Origin of the sequence: Nocardia sp. NPDC051929 (genome assembly GCF_044548645.1) — a bacterium.
Taxonomy (GTDB): Bacteria; Actinomycetota; Actinomycetes; order Mycobacteriales; family Mycobacteriaceae; genus Nocardia; species Nocardia sichangensis.
Map to the genome: position 1 here is coordinate 158,465 of NZ_JBIUCG010000004.1, position 16,315 is coordinate 174,779.

General features: G+C 68.9%; 16 protein-coding genes. 10 read left to right on the top strand and 6 right to left on the bottom strand.

The genetic code is table 11. The features are described 5' to 3' along the window. Positions 1 to 44: 44 nt before the first annotated feature. Both ACIHAX_RS06800 and ACIHAX_RS06805 read left to right on the top strand, forming a co-directional pair. Complete coding sequence (locus ACIHAX_RS06800) at positions 45 to 1,634, top strand: alpha/beta hydrolase (RefSeq protein WP_364424775.1); 1,590 nt, start codon at positions 45 to 47, stop codon at positions 1,632 to 1,634. Between the two features lie 351 nt (positions 1,635 to 1,985). Continuing rightward, a complete protein-coding gene (locus tag ACIHAX_RS06805; protein ID WP_397276202.1) occupies positions 1,986 to 3,104 on the top strand; it encodes a glycerate kinase in 1,119 nt (372 codons plus the stop codon). Here ACIHAX_RS06805 and ACIHAX_RS06810 read toward each other — a convergent pair. Continuing rightward, positions 3,101 to 3,451, bottom strand: coding sequence for a winged helix-turn-helix transcriptional regulator (locus tag ACIHAX_RS06810; RefSeq protein ID WP_379249368.1), 351 nt, complete (start codon positions 3,449 to 3,451; stop codon positions 3,101 to 3,103). The genes ACIHAX_RS06805 and ACIHAX_RS06810 overlap by 4 nt on opposite strands. A 144-nt stretch (positions 3,452 to 3,595) precedes the next feature. On the opposite strand from ACIHAX_RS06810, the gene ACIHAX_RS06815 reads away from it, so the two are divergent. The 3 genes from ACIHAX_RS06815 to ACIHAX_RS06825 all read left to right on the top strand — a co-directional run bounded on the left by ACIHAX_RS06815 (position 3,596) and on the right by ACIHAX_RS06825 (position 5,951). Beyond that, positions 3,596 to 4,474, top strand: a complete 879-nt coding sequence (locus ACIHAX_RS06815) for an NAD(P)-binding domain-containing protein (RefSeq protein WP_364424773.1) — start codon at positions 3,596 to 3,598, stop codon at positions 4,472 to 4,474. 142 nt (positions 4,475 to 4,616) lie between these two features. Then, entirely contained in the window at positions 4,617 to 5,405 is a 789-nt protein-coding gene (locus ACIHAX_RS06820; RefSeq protein ID WP_355072081.1) for a metalloregulator ArsR/SmtB family transcription factor, read from the top strand. A 99-nt stretch (positions 5,406 to 5,504) separates the two neighbouring features. After that, positions 5,505 to 5,951, top strand: coding sequence for a nitroreductase family deazaflavin-dependent oxidoreductase (locus ACIHAX_RS06825; RefSeq protein WP_355071310.1), 447 nt, complete (start codon positions 5,505 to 5,507; stop codon positions 5,949 to 5,951). Positions 5,952 to 5,953: 2 nt separating this feature from the next. Here ACIHAX_RS06825 and aroQ read toward each other — a convergent pair whose 3' ends face one another. Continuing rightward, positions 5,954 to 6,409, bottom strand: a complete 456-nt coding sequence (gene aroQ, locus ACIHAX_RS06830; RefSeq protein WP_397276205.1) for a type II 3-dehydroquinate dehydratase — start codon at positions 6,407 to 6,409, stop codon at positions 5,954 to 5,956. A gap of 50 nt (positions 6,410 to 6,459) precedes the next feature. Next, a complete protein-coding gene (locus ACIHAX_RS06835; protein ID WP_355071314.1) occupies positions 6,460 to 7,059 on the bottom strand; it encodes a hypothetical protein in 600 nt (199 codons plus the stop codon). A gap of 418 nt (positions 7,060 to 7,477) precedes the next feature. Between ACIHAX_RS06835 and ACIHAX_RS06840 the strand changes: the two genes are divergently transcribed. Next, positions 7,478 to 9,115 carry an NTF2-like N-terminal transpeptidase domain-containing protein gene (locus tag ACIHAX_RS06840; RefSeq protein WP_379249358.1) on the top strand — a complete coding sequence of 546 codons (1,638 nt, stop codon included), beginning with the start codon at positions 7,478 to 7,480 and terminating at the stop codon, positions 9,113 to 9,115. On the opposite strand, the gene ACIHAX_RS06845 is transcribed toward ACIHAX_RS06840, so the two are convergent. From ACIHAX_RS06845 to ACIHAX_RS06855, 3 genes are read right to left on the bottom strand one after another with little or no spacing between them, the layout of a single operon-like run. Beyond that, positions 9,116 to 9,484, bottom strand: a complete 369-nt coding sequence (locus ACIHAX_RS06845; RefSeq protein ID WP_356963000.1) for a DUF3054 domain-containing protein — start codon at positions 9,482 to 9,484, stop codon at positions 9,116 to 9,118. Between the two features lie 37 nt (positions 9,485 to 9,521). Further along, positions 9,522 to 10,610 carry a YbhN family protein gene (locus tag ACIHAX_RS06850; RefSeq protein WP_397276208.1) on the bottom strand — a complete coding sequence of 363 codons (1,089 nt, stop codon included), beginning with the start codon at positions 10,608 to 10,610 and terminating at the stop codon, positions 9,522 to 9,524. A gap of 4 nt (positions 10,611 to 10,614) precedes the next feature. After that, entirely contained in the window at positions 10,615 to 12,135 is a 1,521-nt protein-coding gene (locus ACIHAX_RS06855) for an adenylate/guanylate cyclase domain-containing protein (RefSeq protein ID WP_355072083.1), read from the bottom strand. Positions 12,136 to 12,402: 267 nt separating this feature from the next. On the opposite strand from ACIHAX_RS06855, the gene ACIHAX_RS06860 reads away from it, so the two are divergent. The 4 genes from ACIHAX_RS06860 (at position 12,403) to ACIHAX_RS06875 (ending at position 16,311) form a co-directional block, all read left to right on the top strand. Beyond that, positions 12,403 to 13,692 (top strand): AI-2E family transporter, encoded by a 1,290-nt coding sequence (locus tag ACIHAX_RS06860; protein ID WP_397276210.1) that lies wholly within the window; start codon positions 12,403 to 12,405, stop codon positions 13,690 to 13,692. Continuing rightward, the gene (gene macS, locus ACIHAX_RS06865; protein ID WP_356962996.1) at positions 13,652 to 14,845 is read left to right on the top strand and encodes a MacS family sensor histidine kinase; all 1,194 of its coding nucleotides are present in this window, start codon (positions 13,652 to 13,654) and stop codon (positions 14,843 to 14,845) included. The genes ACIHAX_RS06860 and macS overlap by 41 nt, the downstream gene beginning before the upstream one ends. Positions 14,846 to 14,890: 45 nt before the next feature. Further along, positions 14,891 to 15,556, top strand: coding sequence for a response regulator (locus ACIHAX_RS06870; RefSeq protein ID WP_397276212.1), 666 nt, complete (start codon positions 14,891 to 14,893; stop codon positions 15,554 to 15,556). 119 nt (positions 15,557 to 15,675) lie between these two features. Next, positions 15,676 to 16,311: a DUF1707 domain-containing protein gene (locus tag ACIHAX_RS06875; RefSeq protein WP_356963483.1), complete on the top strand. Its 636-nt coding sequence runs from the start codon at positions 15,676 to 15,678 to the stop codon at positions 16,309 to 16,311. Positions 16,312 to 16,315 lie beyond the last annotated feature (4 nt).

Here is a 16,315-nt window from a genome sequence, read left to right on the forward strand (position 1 = left end):
CCGTCGTCGCGCGCGAGCGGGCAGGCTCGGGGAGGTACCGGAATATGTTGAGGACACCGCGCGTTTCGCGGGTCGCGGCCGCCGTCGTCGCCGTGGGCCTGCTCGGTGGATCGATCGTCGCGGGCGTGGCGGACGCCGCGCCGGGTGTCGCGTTCGGCAAGTGCCCCGAGGGTTCCGTGCCCGCCGATCGCGGCGTGCAGTGCGCCGTCGTGAGCGTGCCGATGAACTACGCCGACCCGGATGGCGCGAAGATCGAGCTGACGGTCAGCCGCATCGCGGCTACCGGCGAGCGGGAAGGTGTGCTGTTCGCCAATCCCGGTGGGCCGGGCGCGGATGCGCTGGACTATTGGGCGCGCCGGTTGGACGTGTTCCCCGCCGCGCTGGCCGAGCATTACGACCGGATCGCCGTCCAGCCGCGCGGACTGCGTTGGGCGACACCGCTGCAATGCGGCACGAGCGCGAAGAACGGGGAGGGGCAGCAGGTCTCGCTCGGCGGCGGCAACCGCGACGAGATCAAGAAAGCCTGTGACGCGGCGCAGCCCGGCTACCTGGACACCATCACCACCGAGAGCACCGCGCGCGACCTCGACGCCGTGCGTTCCGCGCTCGGCTTCGAACGGATCGACTACCTCGGCACGTCCTACGGCACCTACCTCGGCGCGGTGTACGCGGCACTGTTCGGCGACCACGTGGACCGGATGATCCTGGACTCCAACGTCAACCCGGACTGGGTGTGGACCGAGGAGTTCGCCCAGCAGCAGGTCGCGGGCAAACAGCGCCTGGACGATCTGTTCGCCTGGATCGCCGACCACGACGGCGAATACCACCTCGGCGACACGGCGTTGCAGGTCTACCGCACCTGGGTCCGGTTGGCGGCAGGACAGGGCGGCGGTTGGTACGCCAACCTGACACCGCCGCCAGCGAGCATCGCCGACCTGCCCGGCGTGCTGCCGGAGCCGTTGGCGGAGATCGCCCGGGACGGCTACACCGGCGGCGTAGAGCAACTCGGCAAACTGCAGAATCTGTTGCGCACCTTGGTGAGCGGCGGCGTATCCGCGCAGGTTCCGTTGCTCGGCGCCACCACCGTGGCCACCTATACCCGCACCTTCTGGCCCACCTTCGCCCGCGCGATGGCCGACGCCGCTGCCGACCCGGCGAACGTGCAGCGGTTGCGGGCCATCGAGGGCGCGACTTCGACCGACCCCACCGGGCGGTTCGTGTTCAGTGCCATCACCTGCAACGAGAACGCCGTGGCAGGCAGGCCGGAACTGCTCGGCGCGGCGGCAGGCACCATCGCCTCCGGCGGCAACGCCATGGACGCGCGCGCCGACCTGGTGCGCTCGGGGATGGCCTGTGGTTCCTGGAAACCCGTGACGAAACCGGTGCCGATCACGGGCGCCGGGCTGCGCGCCCCGCCCCTGGTACTGCAGAGCCGCCACGACGCGCTGACCAAGTACGAAGGCGGCCCGGCCATGGCCACGGCGCTGGGCGGCGCGCTGGTCGTCGTGGACGGCGGCGACCACGGCACGTTCGGTCGCGGCAATCCGGCGGTGGACGAGGCCGTGCTCACCTACTTGCGCACCGGAAAGGTCGGCATCACACGGGCCGACGAGGCTCCGCTGCCCACACGCTGAAAGTCCGACCCCACGAAAGTGGTTCGTGACCGCTGTCCGACATCGCGAGCTGGGACTCATGGCGGCGCAAAAGCAACTCGTCATCTCGATCGGGCCGACGTTGTCCCCGCCCGCTGTCGATCCGGCCCGCGGGGTCGGTCGGAGTGCGGCGACCGGCGTGCAGGTCCGGATGTTCCTTGCCCGTCGACGCCGGTGCGATTTCACGTCGCGCAGTTCAGCGATATCCGCCGGTCAGGACACTGTTCACCGCTTTCGTGTGCGGAGTCCACGCTTGTCCGAGGTCGGCGAAGACGACGGCTGTGGCGGATGTGTCGTGGTGCGACCGGCCCGGTCGCGTCCGAGAATGTGGGGATGACACCCGCTGCGCGAGTCATCCTCGCTCCGGACAAGTTCAAGGGGTCGCTCGCCGCGCCCGAGGTGGCGGCGGCGCTGGCTGACGGTTTGCGGCGGAGCGCGCCGGAGACCGAGATCCGGCAGCTGCCGGTCGCAGACGGCGGTGACGGCACGGTCGAGGCGTTCGTCGCGGCTGGTTGGGCGCGGGTGGAGGTGACGGCTCCGGGGCCGACGGGGGTTCCGCGTCGCACATCCTATGCCCGGCACGGTGCGACCGCGGTCGTCGAACTGGCATCCGTGGTCGGACTGTCGATTTTGCCCGAGCGTCGACTGGACCCGTTGGGCGCGAGCACATACGGGCTCGGCGTCGTGCTGGCGCATGCCATGGAGCACGGCGCGACCGATATCGTGCTCGGTCTCGGTGGCAGCGCCTCCACCGACGGCGGCGCGGGCATGGTGCAGGCGCTCGGCGTCCGCGTGCTCGATGCCGACGCACGGGAATTGCCGCGCGGCGGAGCGGTCCTCACCCGTGCCGCGCGTCTCGACCGTTCCGGCTTGCACCCCGGCGTCGCGGAAACGACGTTCACGCTGGCTTGCGACGTCGACAATCCGCTACTCGGGCCCACCGGCGCGGCGGCGGTGTACGGGCCGCAGAAGGGCGCAGGGCCCGCCGAGGTCGATGTCCTCGAATCCGCTCTCGGCACTTGGGCGCGACTCGTCGGCCCGGAGTTCGCGCGGCTGCCCGGCGCGGGCGCGGCGGGCGGTACCGGTTTCGGCGCGCTCGCCGTGCTGGGCGCGCGGGTCCGCAGCGGCATCGAGGTCGTGCTCGAACTGCTCGATTTCCCCGCCCTGCTCGCTACCGCCACCCTCGTGGTGACCGGTGAGGGATCGCTCGATCGGCAGAGCTTGCACGGCAAAGCGCCGGTCGGCGTGTGCGCGGCCGCGCGTAAGGCCGACGTCCCGGTGATAGCCGTGGCGGGCCGCACGCTGCTCACGCCCGACGAGATCCGGGCGGCGGGCTTCGCGGACTGCTACGCGCTCGCCGCTCTGGAGCCCGACCCGGAACGGTCGATGGCCGAGGCGGCGTCGCTGCTCCGACGCGTCGGCGCGCGGATCGCCGCCGACCGGCTGGATTAGCTCGCCGACGCCAGCGTGCTCGCGGCCAGTTGGTGCTTGTGCCGTTCGCCCCATTCCTCGAGCGGGCGCAGTGCCGCGGCCAACTCCTCGCCGAGCGGCGTGAGCGAGTACTCCACCCGGGGCGGGACCTCGGGATAGACCTCGCGGTGCACCACACCGCTGGCCTCGAGCTGACGCAGGTTCTCGGCGAGCACCTTCTCACTGACTCCGTCGAGCAGCTTGCGGATCTGGCCGAAGCGCTGGGGGCCGATGCCGAGGACCCACATCAGGTGCATCTTCCACTTGCCGCCCACGACATCGATCGCGACCGTCATGCCGCACACTTCGTGATCCGCGTCACTGCTCATGCCCACCGCGCTCCTCTGACCTCGTTTCGAACCTCGAGGTAAGCAACCGCACCTCCACGTTCGGTCTTCCCGACTCTACCTGCGGGAACGACGATGAATTCCGGCGCCGACGCAAGTAACCGACGAGAACCGAAGGGACACATCATGTCCGAACAGACCACCGCCCGCGCTGTCTCCGTCGTCGGCCTCGGGCCGATGGGGCAGGCGATGGTCCGGGCCTTCCTGGCCGCGGGCGTCGAGGTGACGGTGTGGAACCGCAGCCCCGAGAAAGTCGACGCCATGGTCGAAATCGGCGCGAAGCGCGCCGCGACCGTCGCCGCCGCCCTCGATGCCAACGAGGTCACCGTGCTCAGCCTGACCCACTACGCGGCGATGTACGACGTGCTCGGTCCGGCGACCGGCCACCTCGACGGCAAGGTGATCGCGAACCTGTCCTCCGACTCGCCGGAGCAGGCGCGAAAGGGTGCGGCGTGGGTCCGCTCGCACGGCGCGCAGTTCCTCTCCGGCGGCGTCATGTCGGCGGGGGACAACATCGCGCATCCGGCGTCCTACATCTTCTACAGCGGCCCGCGTGCGGTGTTCGACGCCCACGCCGAGCTGCTGCGCCCCTTGAGCCCGCAGGAGTACCTCGGCGCGGACGACGGCCTGGCCCAGATCTTCTACCAGGGGCTGCTGACCATCTTCCATCCCTGGTTGCTCGCCTTCGACCAGGCCACGGCGATGATCGATCGGTCCGGTCACGATGTCGCCGCGTTCGTCCCGTTCGCGATCCGCTCGGCCGCCGCCTTCCCCTACTTCATGGAGGAGCACTCGGTCGCCAACAAGAACGGCGGCTGGGCGTCATTGGCCAGTCTGAAGATGATGGACGCGGGCGCGCAGCACGTTATCGACGCGAGCGAGGAAATCGGCGTCGACGCCGTCCTCTCGCACACCGCCCAGGGGCTGTGGCGCAAGGCCATCGCCGCCAGCGAGCGGGCCGGAACCCCCATTTCCACCTACGCCCTGCTGCGCGACCCCGCCTGACGTCGCGGAGTCGGCCGGGTCCTCGCACTGTCGACGCGAGGACCCGACGGGGTCTTCTGCTTCCCAGGGGTTGATATGCAGCCTTGTGGTTGCCTATGGTGTAAATAGGCAGCCGCAAGGCTGCATGTTGGAAAGGTGGGCGATGGACGAGGTGTTTCGGGCGCTGGCCGACCCGAGCAGGCGGCGGCTGCTGGACAGCCTGAATGCCCGCAACGGTCAGACACTGCGGGAGTTGTGCGCGGGGCTGGCGATGGCCCGCCAGTCGGTGAGCAAGCATCTCGCGGTGCTGGAGGCGGCCAACCTCATCACGACCCGGCGCAGTGGCCGGGAAAAACTGCACTACCTCAATGCCGAGCCCATCAACGCCATCGCCGAACGCTGGATCGACCGGTACGACCGCGAGCGCGTGAACGCGCTCGCCGACCTGAAGAGAGCACTGGAGGAACAACCCATGGGCGACAACGCATTCGTCTACACGACCTACATCAAGACCACCGCCGAAAAGCTCTGGCAAGCGCTGACCGATCCGGCGTTCACCAACCGCTACTGGGGCGCGAGCTTCGACACGGACTGGCGTCCCGGATCGGAAATGACTTGGCACCAACAGAACTGGAGCAGCAAGGATCCCGAACAAGTGGTGCTGGAGGCCGAACCGTACCGCCGCTTGTCCTACACCTGGCACACCTTCGACCCGGCCTTCGCCGAGACGTTCGACATGAACCCCGACGACGTCGCTGCCTGGTCCCGTGAGCCCCGCTCGAAAGTGACGTTCGAACTAGAGCCTCGGGGCGAGACCGTCAAGCTGACCGTCATCCACGACGGCTTCGAACCGAACAGCCGAGTCCTCGAAGGAATCACCACCGGCTGGCCCAGCATCCTCTCCAACCTCAAAACCCTCCTGGAAACCGGCGAACCCCTCCCGGCCCCATAGGCCCTTCGGAAGCACGAAGAGAGCAGTGCTCTTGACTTGTCGCGCCCTTCGTGGAACACTTCTCTCTATAGAGAGCAGTGCTCACAACAGGGAGTAGTCATGGACCTCAACACCCGCTACGTCGGCCCCGCCGGATTCGACGCGGTCTTCAACCGGATCGCCAACCTGCTGCCCAAGCTGGGCATCAGCGTGATGGGGTCGCGGCTGCTCGCGGTGCGCGGGCGCAAGAGCGGGGAATGGCGCACGACGATGGTGAACCTGATGGTGCGCGAGGACGGCGAGCGCTTCCTCGTCGCGCCGCGCGGGCACACGCAGTGGGTGCGCAACCTGCGCGTGGCGGGCGGGGGCGAGTTGCGGCTCGGCCGCAAGGTCGAGGTGTTCACCGCCACCGAGGTGCCCGATGCCGACAAGGTGCCCCTGCTGCGCCTCTACCTGCGGAAGTGGGGCTGGGAGGTCGGCAAGTTCTTCGAGGGCGTGACCAAGGACGCCACCGATGAGGAACTCGCCGCCATCGCGCCGGGGTTCCCGGTCTTCCAGCTGAAGTGAGCTCAGCGCGAGCGGGCCAGGAATTCGATGGCGGCGGCGTAACCCTGGATGCCCATTCCCGCGACCACGGCGGTCGCGATCGGAGAGATGTAGGAGTGGTGCCGGAACTCCTCGCGTGCGTGCACATTGCTGATATGCACCTCGACGATCGGGAGTTCCGGGATCACCAGCGCGTCGCGGAGCGCCACCGAGGTGTGGGTGAGGCCGCCGGGGTTGATCACGATGCCCGACTCGGCGCCGCGCGCCTGGTGGATGCGATCGATCAGCGTGCCTTCGGAGTTGGACTGGAAGGCGACGATCTTCCGGTCGAACTTCGCCGCGGTCCGTTCGCACAACTCCACGACGTCCTCCAGCGTCGCCGACCCGTACACCTCCGGCTGCCTGGTGCCGAGCATGTTGAGGTTCGGGCCGTTGAGAACCAGGATCGGGCCCGGTGTCGCGTCCGCGGTCACAGCCATGCACGGCAAGATACCGCGTCACACCGCGCCGCCCGGCCGGGCCCGACCGGCTACAGCCCCTGCGGGCCTTCCGAACGCAGGTCGTCGACCTTGCGCATGGCTTCGCGCAATTCCTCTAGCCACGTCTCCGCGTGCTTGCCCGCCAGTTTCACCGTCCAGGCGAGCGCGTCGGCGCGGGAACGGGCGACGCCGGCGTCGACCAAGGTGTCGAGCACCTTGCGTTCCGGCTGACGCAACCGGGTCATCACGGGCACGGCCAGGTGGGTGAACAGAATCCGTTCCCCGTCCACCGAGACGCCCCAGGCCACATTGCGCCGGTAGCGGTGCTGCGCTTCGTTCGCGATCTGCATCCGGGCGGGCCGGGTGGACTCGCGGAACCGGGCGACCGCTCCCTCCTTGGTCGCGCGGGGAACGTCTTCGGTCGAGGCTTCGGAATCGTCGGCGTCCGGCTTCTTCTCCGGCTGCGGAATCGGCAGCTCACCGATGACGACGATCTCGTCCCGGTCGATCTCGATCACCGGCGGACCGGTGAACCAGTCATTTGGCAATCTTCCGGCGAACCAATCCGGTACGTCCGACGGGTCCGGCAGGTCGGCTTGCTGCCAACCGCCCGTTCGACCGAAACCCCGGCCGCGGTGTGCGTTTCTCATGGCGGGTCACCTACTTACTGTGGTGCGTTGCTTTCAGTGATTACAAGATTACGTCGCAAACCACGCGGGGGAGTTGCGCTCAGTGCGAACAAGGGTCCGGTTGCTTCGCTCCGGACCCGTCGGGGTATTTATTGATACGAAACGTCGAGTCGGGTAGTAACCGCGCGACTTTTCGAGAAGGCCGGTACGGTAGCGGCGCCGGTTGCCGCCAACGGGCTGGACGATGATCATGAAAGGCCCCCCGAGATGCGTCATCCCGGGGCAGAATTGGGATGCTGAGCATGGGTAACGTCCGCGCTACGGAGGCATCGCGGTCTGGTCTTTTTCGGGTACGGTGGTCTTGTTACTGGAGTGACAAGAGTGAAGAGTGGGCGACATGGACGTGTGGGGATCCCGCCGCTTTCGTGTTCGCGGCGCAATGGCACTCATGGGGGTGGCGGCGCTCGCGCTCGGGATCGGGTCGTGCGGGATACACGAGAAGCAGAATGAAGCGGAAGCGGTCGTAGAGCGCTTCACGGACCTGCTCGACGATCAGGACTACACCAAGGCGGCAGACCTGACGTCGTACCCCATCGCGGCCACAGCAACTCTGAAGCAAATGTTCGAGGGGTTGCACGGCGCCAAGGTCGACTACCGCAAGACCCAGTTCATCGGCCTGGACGCGCAGTCGGCGATCTTCAGCATGGACGTCGAGTGGAGCTTCGGCGAGCGCAAGACCTGGAATTACAGTCTCGAGGGCAACGTGCGCAAGCTCGCCATCGGCTGGCGGATCTCCTGGGAGCCCGCGGTCGTGATGCCGCAGCTGGCGCACAACCGGACGGTGCGGCTGGTGCGCACCTATCCGACGCCGGCGCCACGGGTCAACGACATCGCCGGTGAACCGCTGATGACCGAGCAGACCATCAACGTCGTCAAGCTCGATCCCGCCAAGATGCCCGACCCGGTCGCGTCGACCGACGCGCTGGCCAAGGCCATCGAGCCGGTCGCGCCGCTGATCACCGGGCCTGCGCTGATGCAGCAGCTGGCCACCTCGCAGGGCAAGCCGATCATCGCGGTGAACTTGCGCGAGGGGGACTTCGCGATCCTGGAGCCGCGGATGGCGCCGATACCCGGCGTGGTGATGGAGAAGCAGCCACGGCTGATCTCCGCCGACCGCCGGGTCTGGTCGCCGATGCTGGACGCGCTGCGCAAGGTGCAGCAGGAGAGTCAGGAAGCGCATTCCGGTTGGGGCGTGCAGCTGTTCGAGCAGGATGGGCGGTTCATCACGCAACTCGCCGGTCAGCAGGGTCCGCCGGGACCGGACATCGCGGGCACGATGGACCAGCGCTTGCAACGTGCCGCCGAGGACGCGGTGGTCAGCGTGCCCACGCAGGCCTCGATCGTGGCGATCCAGCCGTCCACGGGGGCGGTGGTGGCGGTCGCGCAGAACAGCCAGGCCAGTGAGCACGGCTCGGTGGCGTTCACCGGACTGTATCCGGTGGGCGGCAACATGGACCTGTTCCGCGCCGTCGCGGCGTCGGCGAAGAACAAGGCGCCGCAAGATGTCTCGGTGCAGGACGCGGCCGAGGCGGCGACCGCGCTCGGCGTCGGCATCGACTTCAAGGTGCCCGGCCTCGACGAGGTGACCGGTCGTCTGGCCATCGCGGGGCGCAGCGCCGAGCAGGTGCTCCAAGGCGGTGGTTCGGACGCTGTCCTGGCCAGCCCGTACGGCATGGCCATCGCCGCGGCCGCGATCGCGCGCGGGGCCGTGCCGCCGCCGATGATCGAGGCCGGACGCCCGAGCGCCACCGACGCCCGGCTCGACCCGCTGCCGCCGCAGACCGCCGACCGGCTGCGCGGCATGCTGCGCGACGCCACGAACGCCCCGGAACTGGCGAGCGTGCGCCGCTACCGCGACGTCGCCGCGTTCGCCGCGACCGCGGGTCCGGACGGGTGGCTGATCGGGTCGATGGGCGATCTGGTCTTCGCGATCCACATCAACGACGTGGACAGCAAGGACGCGACCGCGCGGATGGCGGCCAGAATGTTGCAGGCGCTGGCGACTCCGGAGCCGTGATCACCGCACGGCTTTGTACACCGCGCGCCAGCCGAGCAGGAACACCGCGAGCACCACACCGGCGACCAGCACGAAGCTGACCGCTGTGCCCTGACCGCTGACCACGCGCAGCAGCATGCCCCCGACCAAGGTGCACGCCCAGATCACGACTCCGGCGGGCCACAGCGGGGTGATGTCGAAGCGCGCGTCGCCCGCGGCGGCGCGCCACCGGAGCGCCACGACCAGCCAGCCGACGACCAATCCCGTCGCGAACGGCCACACGGTGCGCAGCAGCCCGGCGAGCACCGCTTCGTCGTGGCTGCGCCTGCCGATCGCGCAGAAGACGACGACGAGCAGCGCATCGACCACGAAGGGCACCAGTTTCCTCACGCGGGCCAGCGTAACGGCAGCCAGGACGCGGCTTCCGTCACAGCCGCCGCTGCTCGAACTCCTTCTCGAACTCCGCGTCGTCGGCCTGCGGCCTACGGAACAGGAACAGGAACACGATCCACCCTGCGATAGCCACCAGGATGAAGCTCACCATCCGATAGACGAACGCCGCGGCGACCGCCTGCGCGGCGGACAGACCCGCGGCGGCGGTGAGGCCGTAGATCAGCGTCGCGTCGACGTAGACGATGCCGCCCGGCGCGAACGGAATGGACCCGACAGCCTTGCCCACGGCGAACGCGAGCAGCAGACCGGCGATGCGCGGATCGGCGCCGACCGCGTAACAGGCCGCGCCCAGGCAGGCGACGTCGGCGAAACGATGCACCAGCGCCCAGAGCGTGACCAAGACGCCGTCGCGCTTGCCGAGCTCGACCGACTCCAGCTGACCGAGCATGTCCTCGATCTTGGCGGCGCCGTGCTCGGGCGGGCGTTTGCGCAGCCGGTTGACCAGCGCCAGCAGGTTGCGCAGCAACGCGTCGAGCGAACCGGGATTGCGTGAGACATGATTGCCCGCCCACACCAGCGCGACGACGGCGGCCAGCGAGAGGATCAGCTTCAGCGGGCCGATCTGCCCGCCCGCCAGCAGCGTGCCGCCGACGCCGAGCAGCGCTAGCCCCACCGCGGCCACCACGCCCGAGAACACCAGCTGCCAGGAGGCGACGACCGGACTGGCGCCCCAGCGTCTGGTCTGCCGGTAGGTGAACGTGGTGGAGAACACCTGGCCCGCCGGCAGGGTCACCGACATCGCCGTCGCACCGTAGACCACGGCGACGGACTTCCGCTGACTCACCGAGACGCCACCCGCGTTGAGCAACTGCTTCTGCACCCCGCCGAATCCACTCATCGACAGCGCCTGCAGCCAGATAGCGGCCGCCAGCCAACCCCAGTGGATCTCGGTGAGCTTGCGCCAGGACTCGTGGAGCCGCGGCCAGAGGTACACGCCCTCGGCGATCAGCAGGGCCAGCAGAGCGGCGCCGAGCACCCATTTCAACCAGCGGAATCTGCCACGGCGGGAACCCGCCGTGGGCGGCGGCGCAGGATCGTCTGCTCGTTCCCCGTCGGCCGTCACGCGGTCAGCCTAACGAACGCGCCGTTTCGACATCGGTATCGTCGGGCGCGTCGGCCCGTTCTCGTGGCCAGGCCAAAAGCGTTTTCCTGCGTCTGCCGCGCAGCTGTACCTCGTCGCCGGTTTCCCACTGGTCCTGCTCGCTCTCCTCGGCGAAATACAGCGCGCTGCCCGAGGCCAGCGTCCGGCCGGGACGTTCTTTGGCCAGCTCGGTGAGCCGGGACGCCTCGTTGACCGGATCCCCGATCACCGTGTATTCGAAGCGGTTGGCCGCGCCGATGTTCCCCGCGACGGCCAGTCCCGCCGAAACACCGATGCCGATGTCCAGGCCGGGAACTTCCCGCAGGGTCTCGCGCAATTCGCGCGCGGCGGCGAGCGCGGCGGTCGGCGCGTCCGGGCGGTCCAGCGGCGCGCCGAAGATGGCCAGCGCCGCGTCGCCGACGAATTTGTTGACGAAGCCGTGGTGGCGGTCGATCACATCGACCACGATGCGGAAGAACTCGTTGAGCAGGCTCACCACCTCGGTGGGCGGCCGCTCTGCCGCGGTGGCGGTGGACCCGACCATGTCGACGAACAGCACCGCGACGAACCGGGTCTCGCCGCCGAGTTCGGTGCCGTAGTCCAGCGCCCGCTGCGCCACCTCTTCGCCGACGTGCTGACCGAACAGTTCCTGCAGCTGACGGCGCTTGGCCGCCTCCTCCATCATCCGGTTGAAGCCGACCTGCAACAGGCCGATCTCACTGCCGTCGAAGACCTCGACCTGCACGTCCCGCGCCCCGGCCTGGACCCGGTCGATGGCCTGGCTGAGCTGGCGCACCGGGTCGGAGATGCTCGAACCGGTGAGCATGGACAGAGCGAGCGCCTGCATGATCACCACGCCGCACAGCAGCAGGATGGAGATGGCCAGCGACTGGGCGGAGAACTTCACGTCCGAGGAGATCTGGGTCACGCACAACAGCACGATGGCGATGGTGGGGGCGAAGGTGCCCATACCCCAGGTCATCCCCATCCTGGTGCCGACGCCGGGGGTGAGGGTGTGGTCGAAGGTGCCCTCGGTCAGAGCTTGGGCCGCCACCGGGCGCAGGATGCGCTCACCCAGCATGTAGGTGAAGCCGAACACGATGGTCGCGGCCATGCACTCGGTGACGATGACCGCGCCCGCCAGCGCGGGAGTGTCCCTGATGATCAGCGCGGCCAGCACGGCTCCGCCGATCAGCCACAGCGCGAGGTGCAGGATCGCCTGGCGCAGCGGTGCGTGCAGCGCGGCCATCTGCTCCTGGCGGCTCGGCGGTCCGCCGCGCATCTGCCAGCGCATCACCGGGCGCAGCATCAGCGCGGACGCGGCCATGCTGAGCAGGCCGCCCGCCACGAAGACGACGGCCGGAATCAGCAGGCCGGTGCTCCTGGCACCGGTTGGCTCGCCCTCGGGGACGGGTAGTCCGTACTGGATGAAGGCCCACACCAGAACCGCGCCGAAAGCGTTCGCCAGCAGCATCGATGTCAGGTACAGCGGCCAGCGCGTTCGCATGGTCTGTTTGACCGCTTCCAGAGGCGCCGACACGGGGTCCAATCTAGCGTTCCGGTCCCGTCGGCCTGTCCGCGGCGCTGACCGCCGGTGAAGGCCGACAGGCTACGGCCGGGCCGATCAGGCGTACCTCCGCCTTCGCTCCGGCCATGCGCGGGCGAAGGACGGACTACGTCCGACAGCACCCGTTAGGCGTACCTCCGCCTTCGCTCCGGCCATGCGCGAGCTGAAGACGGACTACGTCCGACAGCACCCGTTAGGCTCACGGAGGTGACCGACCCGAAGCCAAGTCCAGAGCGGAAAATCACGCTGTCGCGGCCCGCGGCGGAGACGGTGCACCCGATCGTCCGGGTATCGGCGGAGTGGGGCTGGCGGCTGCTGGTGCTGTTCGCGCTGGGGCTCGCGGTCACGGCGATCGTGCAGAAATTGGCGACCGTGGTCATCCCGCTGGCCATCGCGCTGCTCGCGGCGGCGTTGCTCGCGCCGCTGGTGGACTGGATGCAGCGATTGGGCGTGCCGCGCTCGGTGGGTGTCTTCGTCGCGCTGGTCGGGTCGATCGGCGTGGTCGCGGGCATCATGACCTTCGTCGTGGAACAGTTCGTCGCCGGTGTGCCGCAGCTGTCGAACAAGTTCACCGACAGCATCCACCAGATCCAGGACTGGCTGATCAACGGCAGGCTGCATCTGAGCAACGAGCAGATCCGCAACGTGGGCGACGCCATCGTCAAGGCGATCCAGTCCAATCAGGACAGTCTGACCAGCGGGGCGCTCACCACCGCCACTGTGATCGGCGAATTGCTGACCGGCACCTTCCTGACGCTGTTCATCCTGATCTTCTTCCTCTACGGCGGCGATCAGATCTGGGAGTTCGTCACCAGGATCGTGCCCACCGACCATCGCGAGCGGGTCCGCACCGCCGGGCGGCTCGGGTTCGGCACGCTGGTCGGGTTCGTCCGCGCGACGGTCGTGGTCGCGGCGGTGGACGCCATCGGCATCGGCGCCGGTCTGGCCATTCTCGGTGTGCCTTTGGCGTTGCCGCTGGCCTCGCTGGTGTTCATCGGCGCGTTCATCCCGATCATCGGCGCGTTCCTGGCCGGATTCATCGCGGTGTTCATCGCGCTGGTGACCAAAGGGCTGGTCACCGCCCTGATCGTGCTCGGCATCATCATCGCCGTGATGCAGCTCGAGGGCCATGTGCTGCAACCGCTGCTGCTGGGGCGGGCGGTCAGTATCCACCCGCTGGCCGTGGTGCTGGCGATCACGGCGGGCGTGGTGATCGGCGGGATCGCGGGCGGTCTGCTGGCGGTGCCGTTCGTGGCCGTGATGAACACGGCGATCCGGTCGTTGCTGGAAGGCCCCGAGGAACTGTACGGGGAGCTGCAGACCGGCGAGGACCATCACGGGCTGTATTCGGCCGAACCGGATCGGCCCGAGCCCGGCCGGTTCGACGTGGCCGCGACGCTGATCGAGGCGACCAAGAAGCAGGCCACGGAGTCGGCGCAGCGGAAGGCGGAGTCCGATGACGGCGCGCAAGCCGGCGACGGCACGACGAAGGGCTGAGCTGCGCTCGGCCGACGTGGCGACCACACCGCTGTGGCGGGCCGCGCAGGCGTTGCGGCTGGTCACGCTGCTGTACGCGGTCGGCCAGCAGATCGCTTCGGTGCCGTACTACACGAACCAGCGGTTGAGCTGGGTGCTCATCGCGTTGATGGCGGTGTGGTCGGGCGCTTCGGCGATCATGCTGTCGCAGTGGCATTTCCCCGAGGTGGCGCGGCTGCGCACTTGGGTGGTGATCGGCGATCACGTGGTCGTGATCGGGCTGATGGCCGCGACCCGCCTGGTCGCCGACTACGACTGGTATCACGGGCACCAGACGCTGCCCACCACGCTGTGGGCCACCAACGCCGTGATCGGCGCGGCGATCCTGCGCGGACCGTTCGCGGGCGTGCTGTCCGGAGCCTTGATCGCCGCGGTGTCGCTGACGGTGCGCGATCAGTGGGGTGAGGACGTGTGGGCGGACGCGACGGTGCCGGTGCTCGTCTCGGTGGGTCTCGCACTCGGCTTGGCCGCCAACACCGCGCGCCGCGCCCAGGACCAGCTGGAGCAGGCCGTGCGCCTGACCGCGGCGGCCGAGGAGCGCGAACGGCTGTCGCGCGAGGTGCACGACGGCGTGTTGCAGGTGCTCAGCTACATCAAGCGCCGGGGCAGCGAAATCGGCGGACCCACGGAGGAATTGGCCCTGCGCGCCGGTGAACAGGAGGTGGCGCTGCGCGTGCTGATCACCGAGCAGGCCGATCACCGGGACGCGGGCGGAGCCGAGGTCGACCTGCGGCCACTGCTGACCGCGCAGTCCACGCCGACGGTGTCGGTGTCCACGCCCGGCGATCCGGTGCGGGTCGGCCGCTGGATGGCGAACGAGATCACCTCTGCCGTGGCCACGGCGTTGTCCAATGTGGAGCTGCACGCCGGGCCGGATGCGAGAGCATATGTGTTGCTGGAGGACACCGGCGACGAAGTGGTGATCAGCGTGCGCGACGACGGCGTAGGCATCCCGCCAGGAAGGCTGGCCGAGGCGGAAGCCGAAGGGCGCATGGGAGTTTCCCGGTCCATCGTGGGGCGGATCGCGGCACTCGGCGGCAGTGCGGACCTGCTCACCGAGATCGATGGCGGGGTCGGATTCGGCACCGAATGGGAATTCCGGGTGCCCAGATGAGCGAGCGTTGGCGAGGCGCGGGCATGAGCGAAGACGGAGGCGCTGATGGCGGACCAGACGGCCGGGTCCATTTCGGTGATGGTGGTGGACGACCACCCGATGTGGCGGGATGGTGTCTCCCGCGATCTCTCCGAAGCCGGATTCCGGGTGACGGCCACGGCCGACGGTGTCGCCGCGGCGAGCAGGCGCGCCGCGGCGGTGCGGCCGGACGTGGTGCTGATGGACATGCAGCTGGCCGACGGCAACGGGGCACAGGCGACGGCCGAGGTGCTGCGGGTGTCGCCGCAGAGCCGGGTGCTGGTGCTCTCGGCATCAGCCGAGCGTGACGACGTGCTCGACGCCATCAAGGCGGGCGCCTCGGGTTACCTGGTCAAGAGCGCGTCGGCGGCCGAGCTCATCGACGCGGTGCGCGCCACCGCGGCCGGCCAAGCGGTGTTCACACCGGGGCTGGCCGGACTCGTGCTCGGCGAGTACCGGCGGATGGCGACCACGCCCGTGCGTCCCGACGAGCCGCACCGGCCCGCGCTGACCGAGCGCGAGACCGAGGTGCTGCGGATGGTGGCGAAAGGGCTGTCCGCCAAGCAGATCGCGACGCGGCTGGGATTGAGTCACCGCACCGTGGAGAACCATGTGCAGGCGACGTTACGCAAACTCCAGCTGGCGAACCGGGTCGAATTGACTCGGTACGCCATCGAACAGGGGCTCGAGTAGTCCGGAAGGTGCTCTCGAATCAGGGATCGCCCTGATGCGGTCGTGGCTGTCCGCTGGGTAACCTCGATCGCATGGGTGGGCCCGAATCGGTATCGAATGCGGTCGGCTCCGGCGGCGCGGTGGGCGACCGGGAACTGCGCGTGTCGGACGCCGAGCGGGAACACGTCGGTCAGCTGCTACAGCGCGCGGTCGGCCTCGGCATGCTCTCGCTCGGTGAGTTCACCGAGCGGATGGACACCGCGCTGGCCGCCAAGACCCGCGGCGAATTGAACGCCGTCCTCATCGATCTGCCCGGCGTCCGCCTGGTGGGGCAGCCAGCCGCGCCGCCGTCGACGTTCGTGAACTCCTCGCCCGCCTTCACCAGGCAGGCGTCCGGCTCGAACGGCGCGAGCAACGTGATCCGTTCGCGGTTGTCCGGGGTGAGCCGCCGCGGCCCGTGGCAGGTGCCGCCCACCCTGTATCTGAACAACTGGCTGTCCGGGGTCACCTTGGACTTCACCGAGGCGATCATGTCGACCCAGGTGGTCGAGCTGCGGGTCGACGACTTCGCCGGTTCGATCAATCTGATCGTGCCCGCGGAGGCCACCGTCGACCTGAACGGGCTGGAGCTGATCGGTTCCAGCGTGAACAACAAGGTCCGCACCGGGCCGCCGCTGGGCGCCCTGCACCTGGTGGTGCACGGCAAGATCCGATTCGGCTCGGTCACCGCGAAGCATCCGTTCATGGCGCAGTGGCGTCGGTTGATGGGGCGCTGAGCGG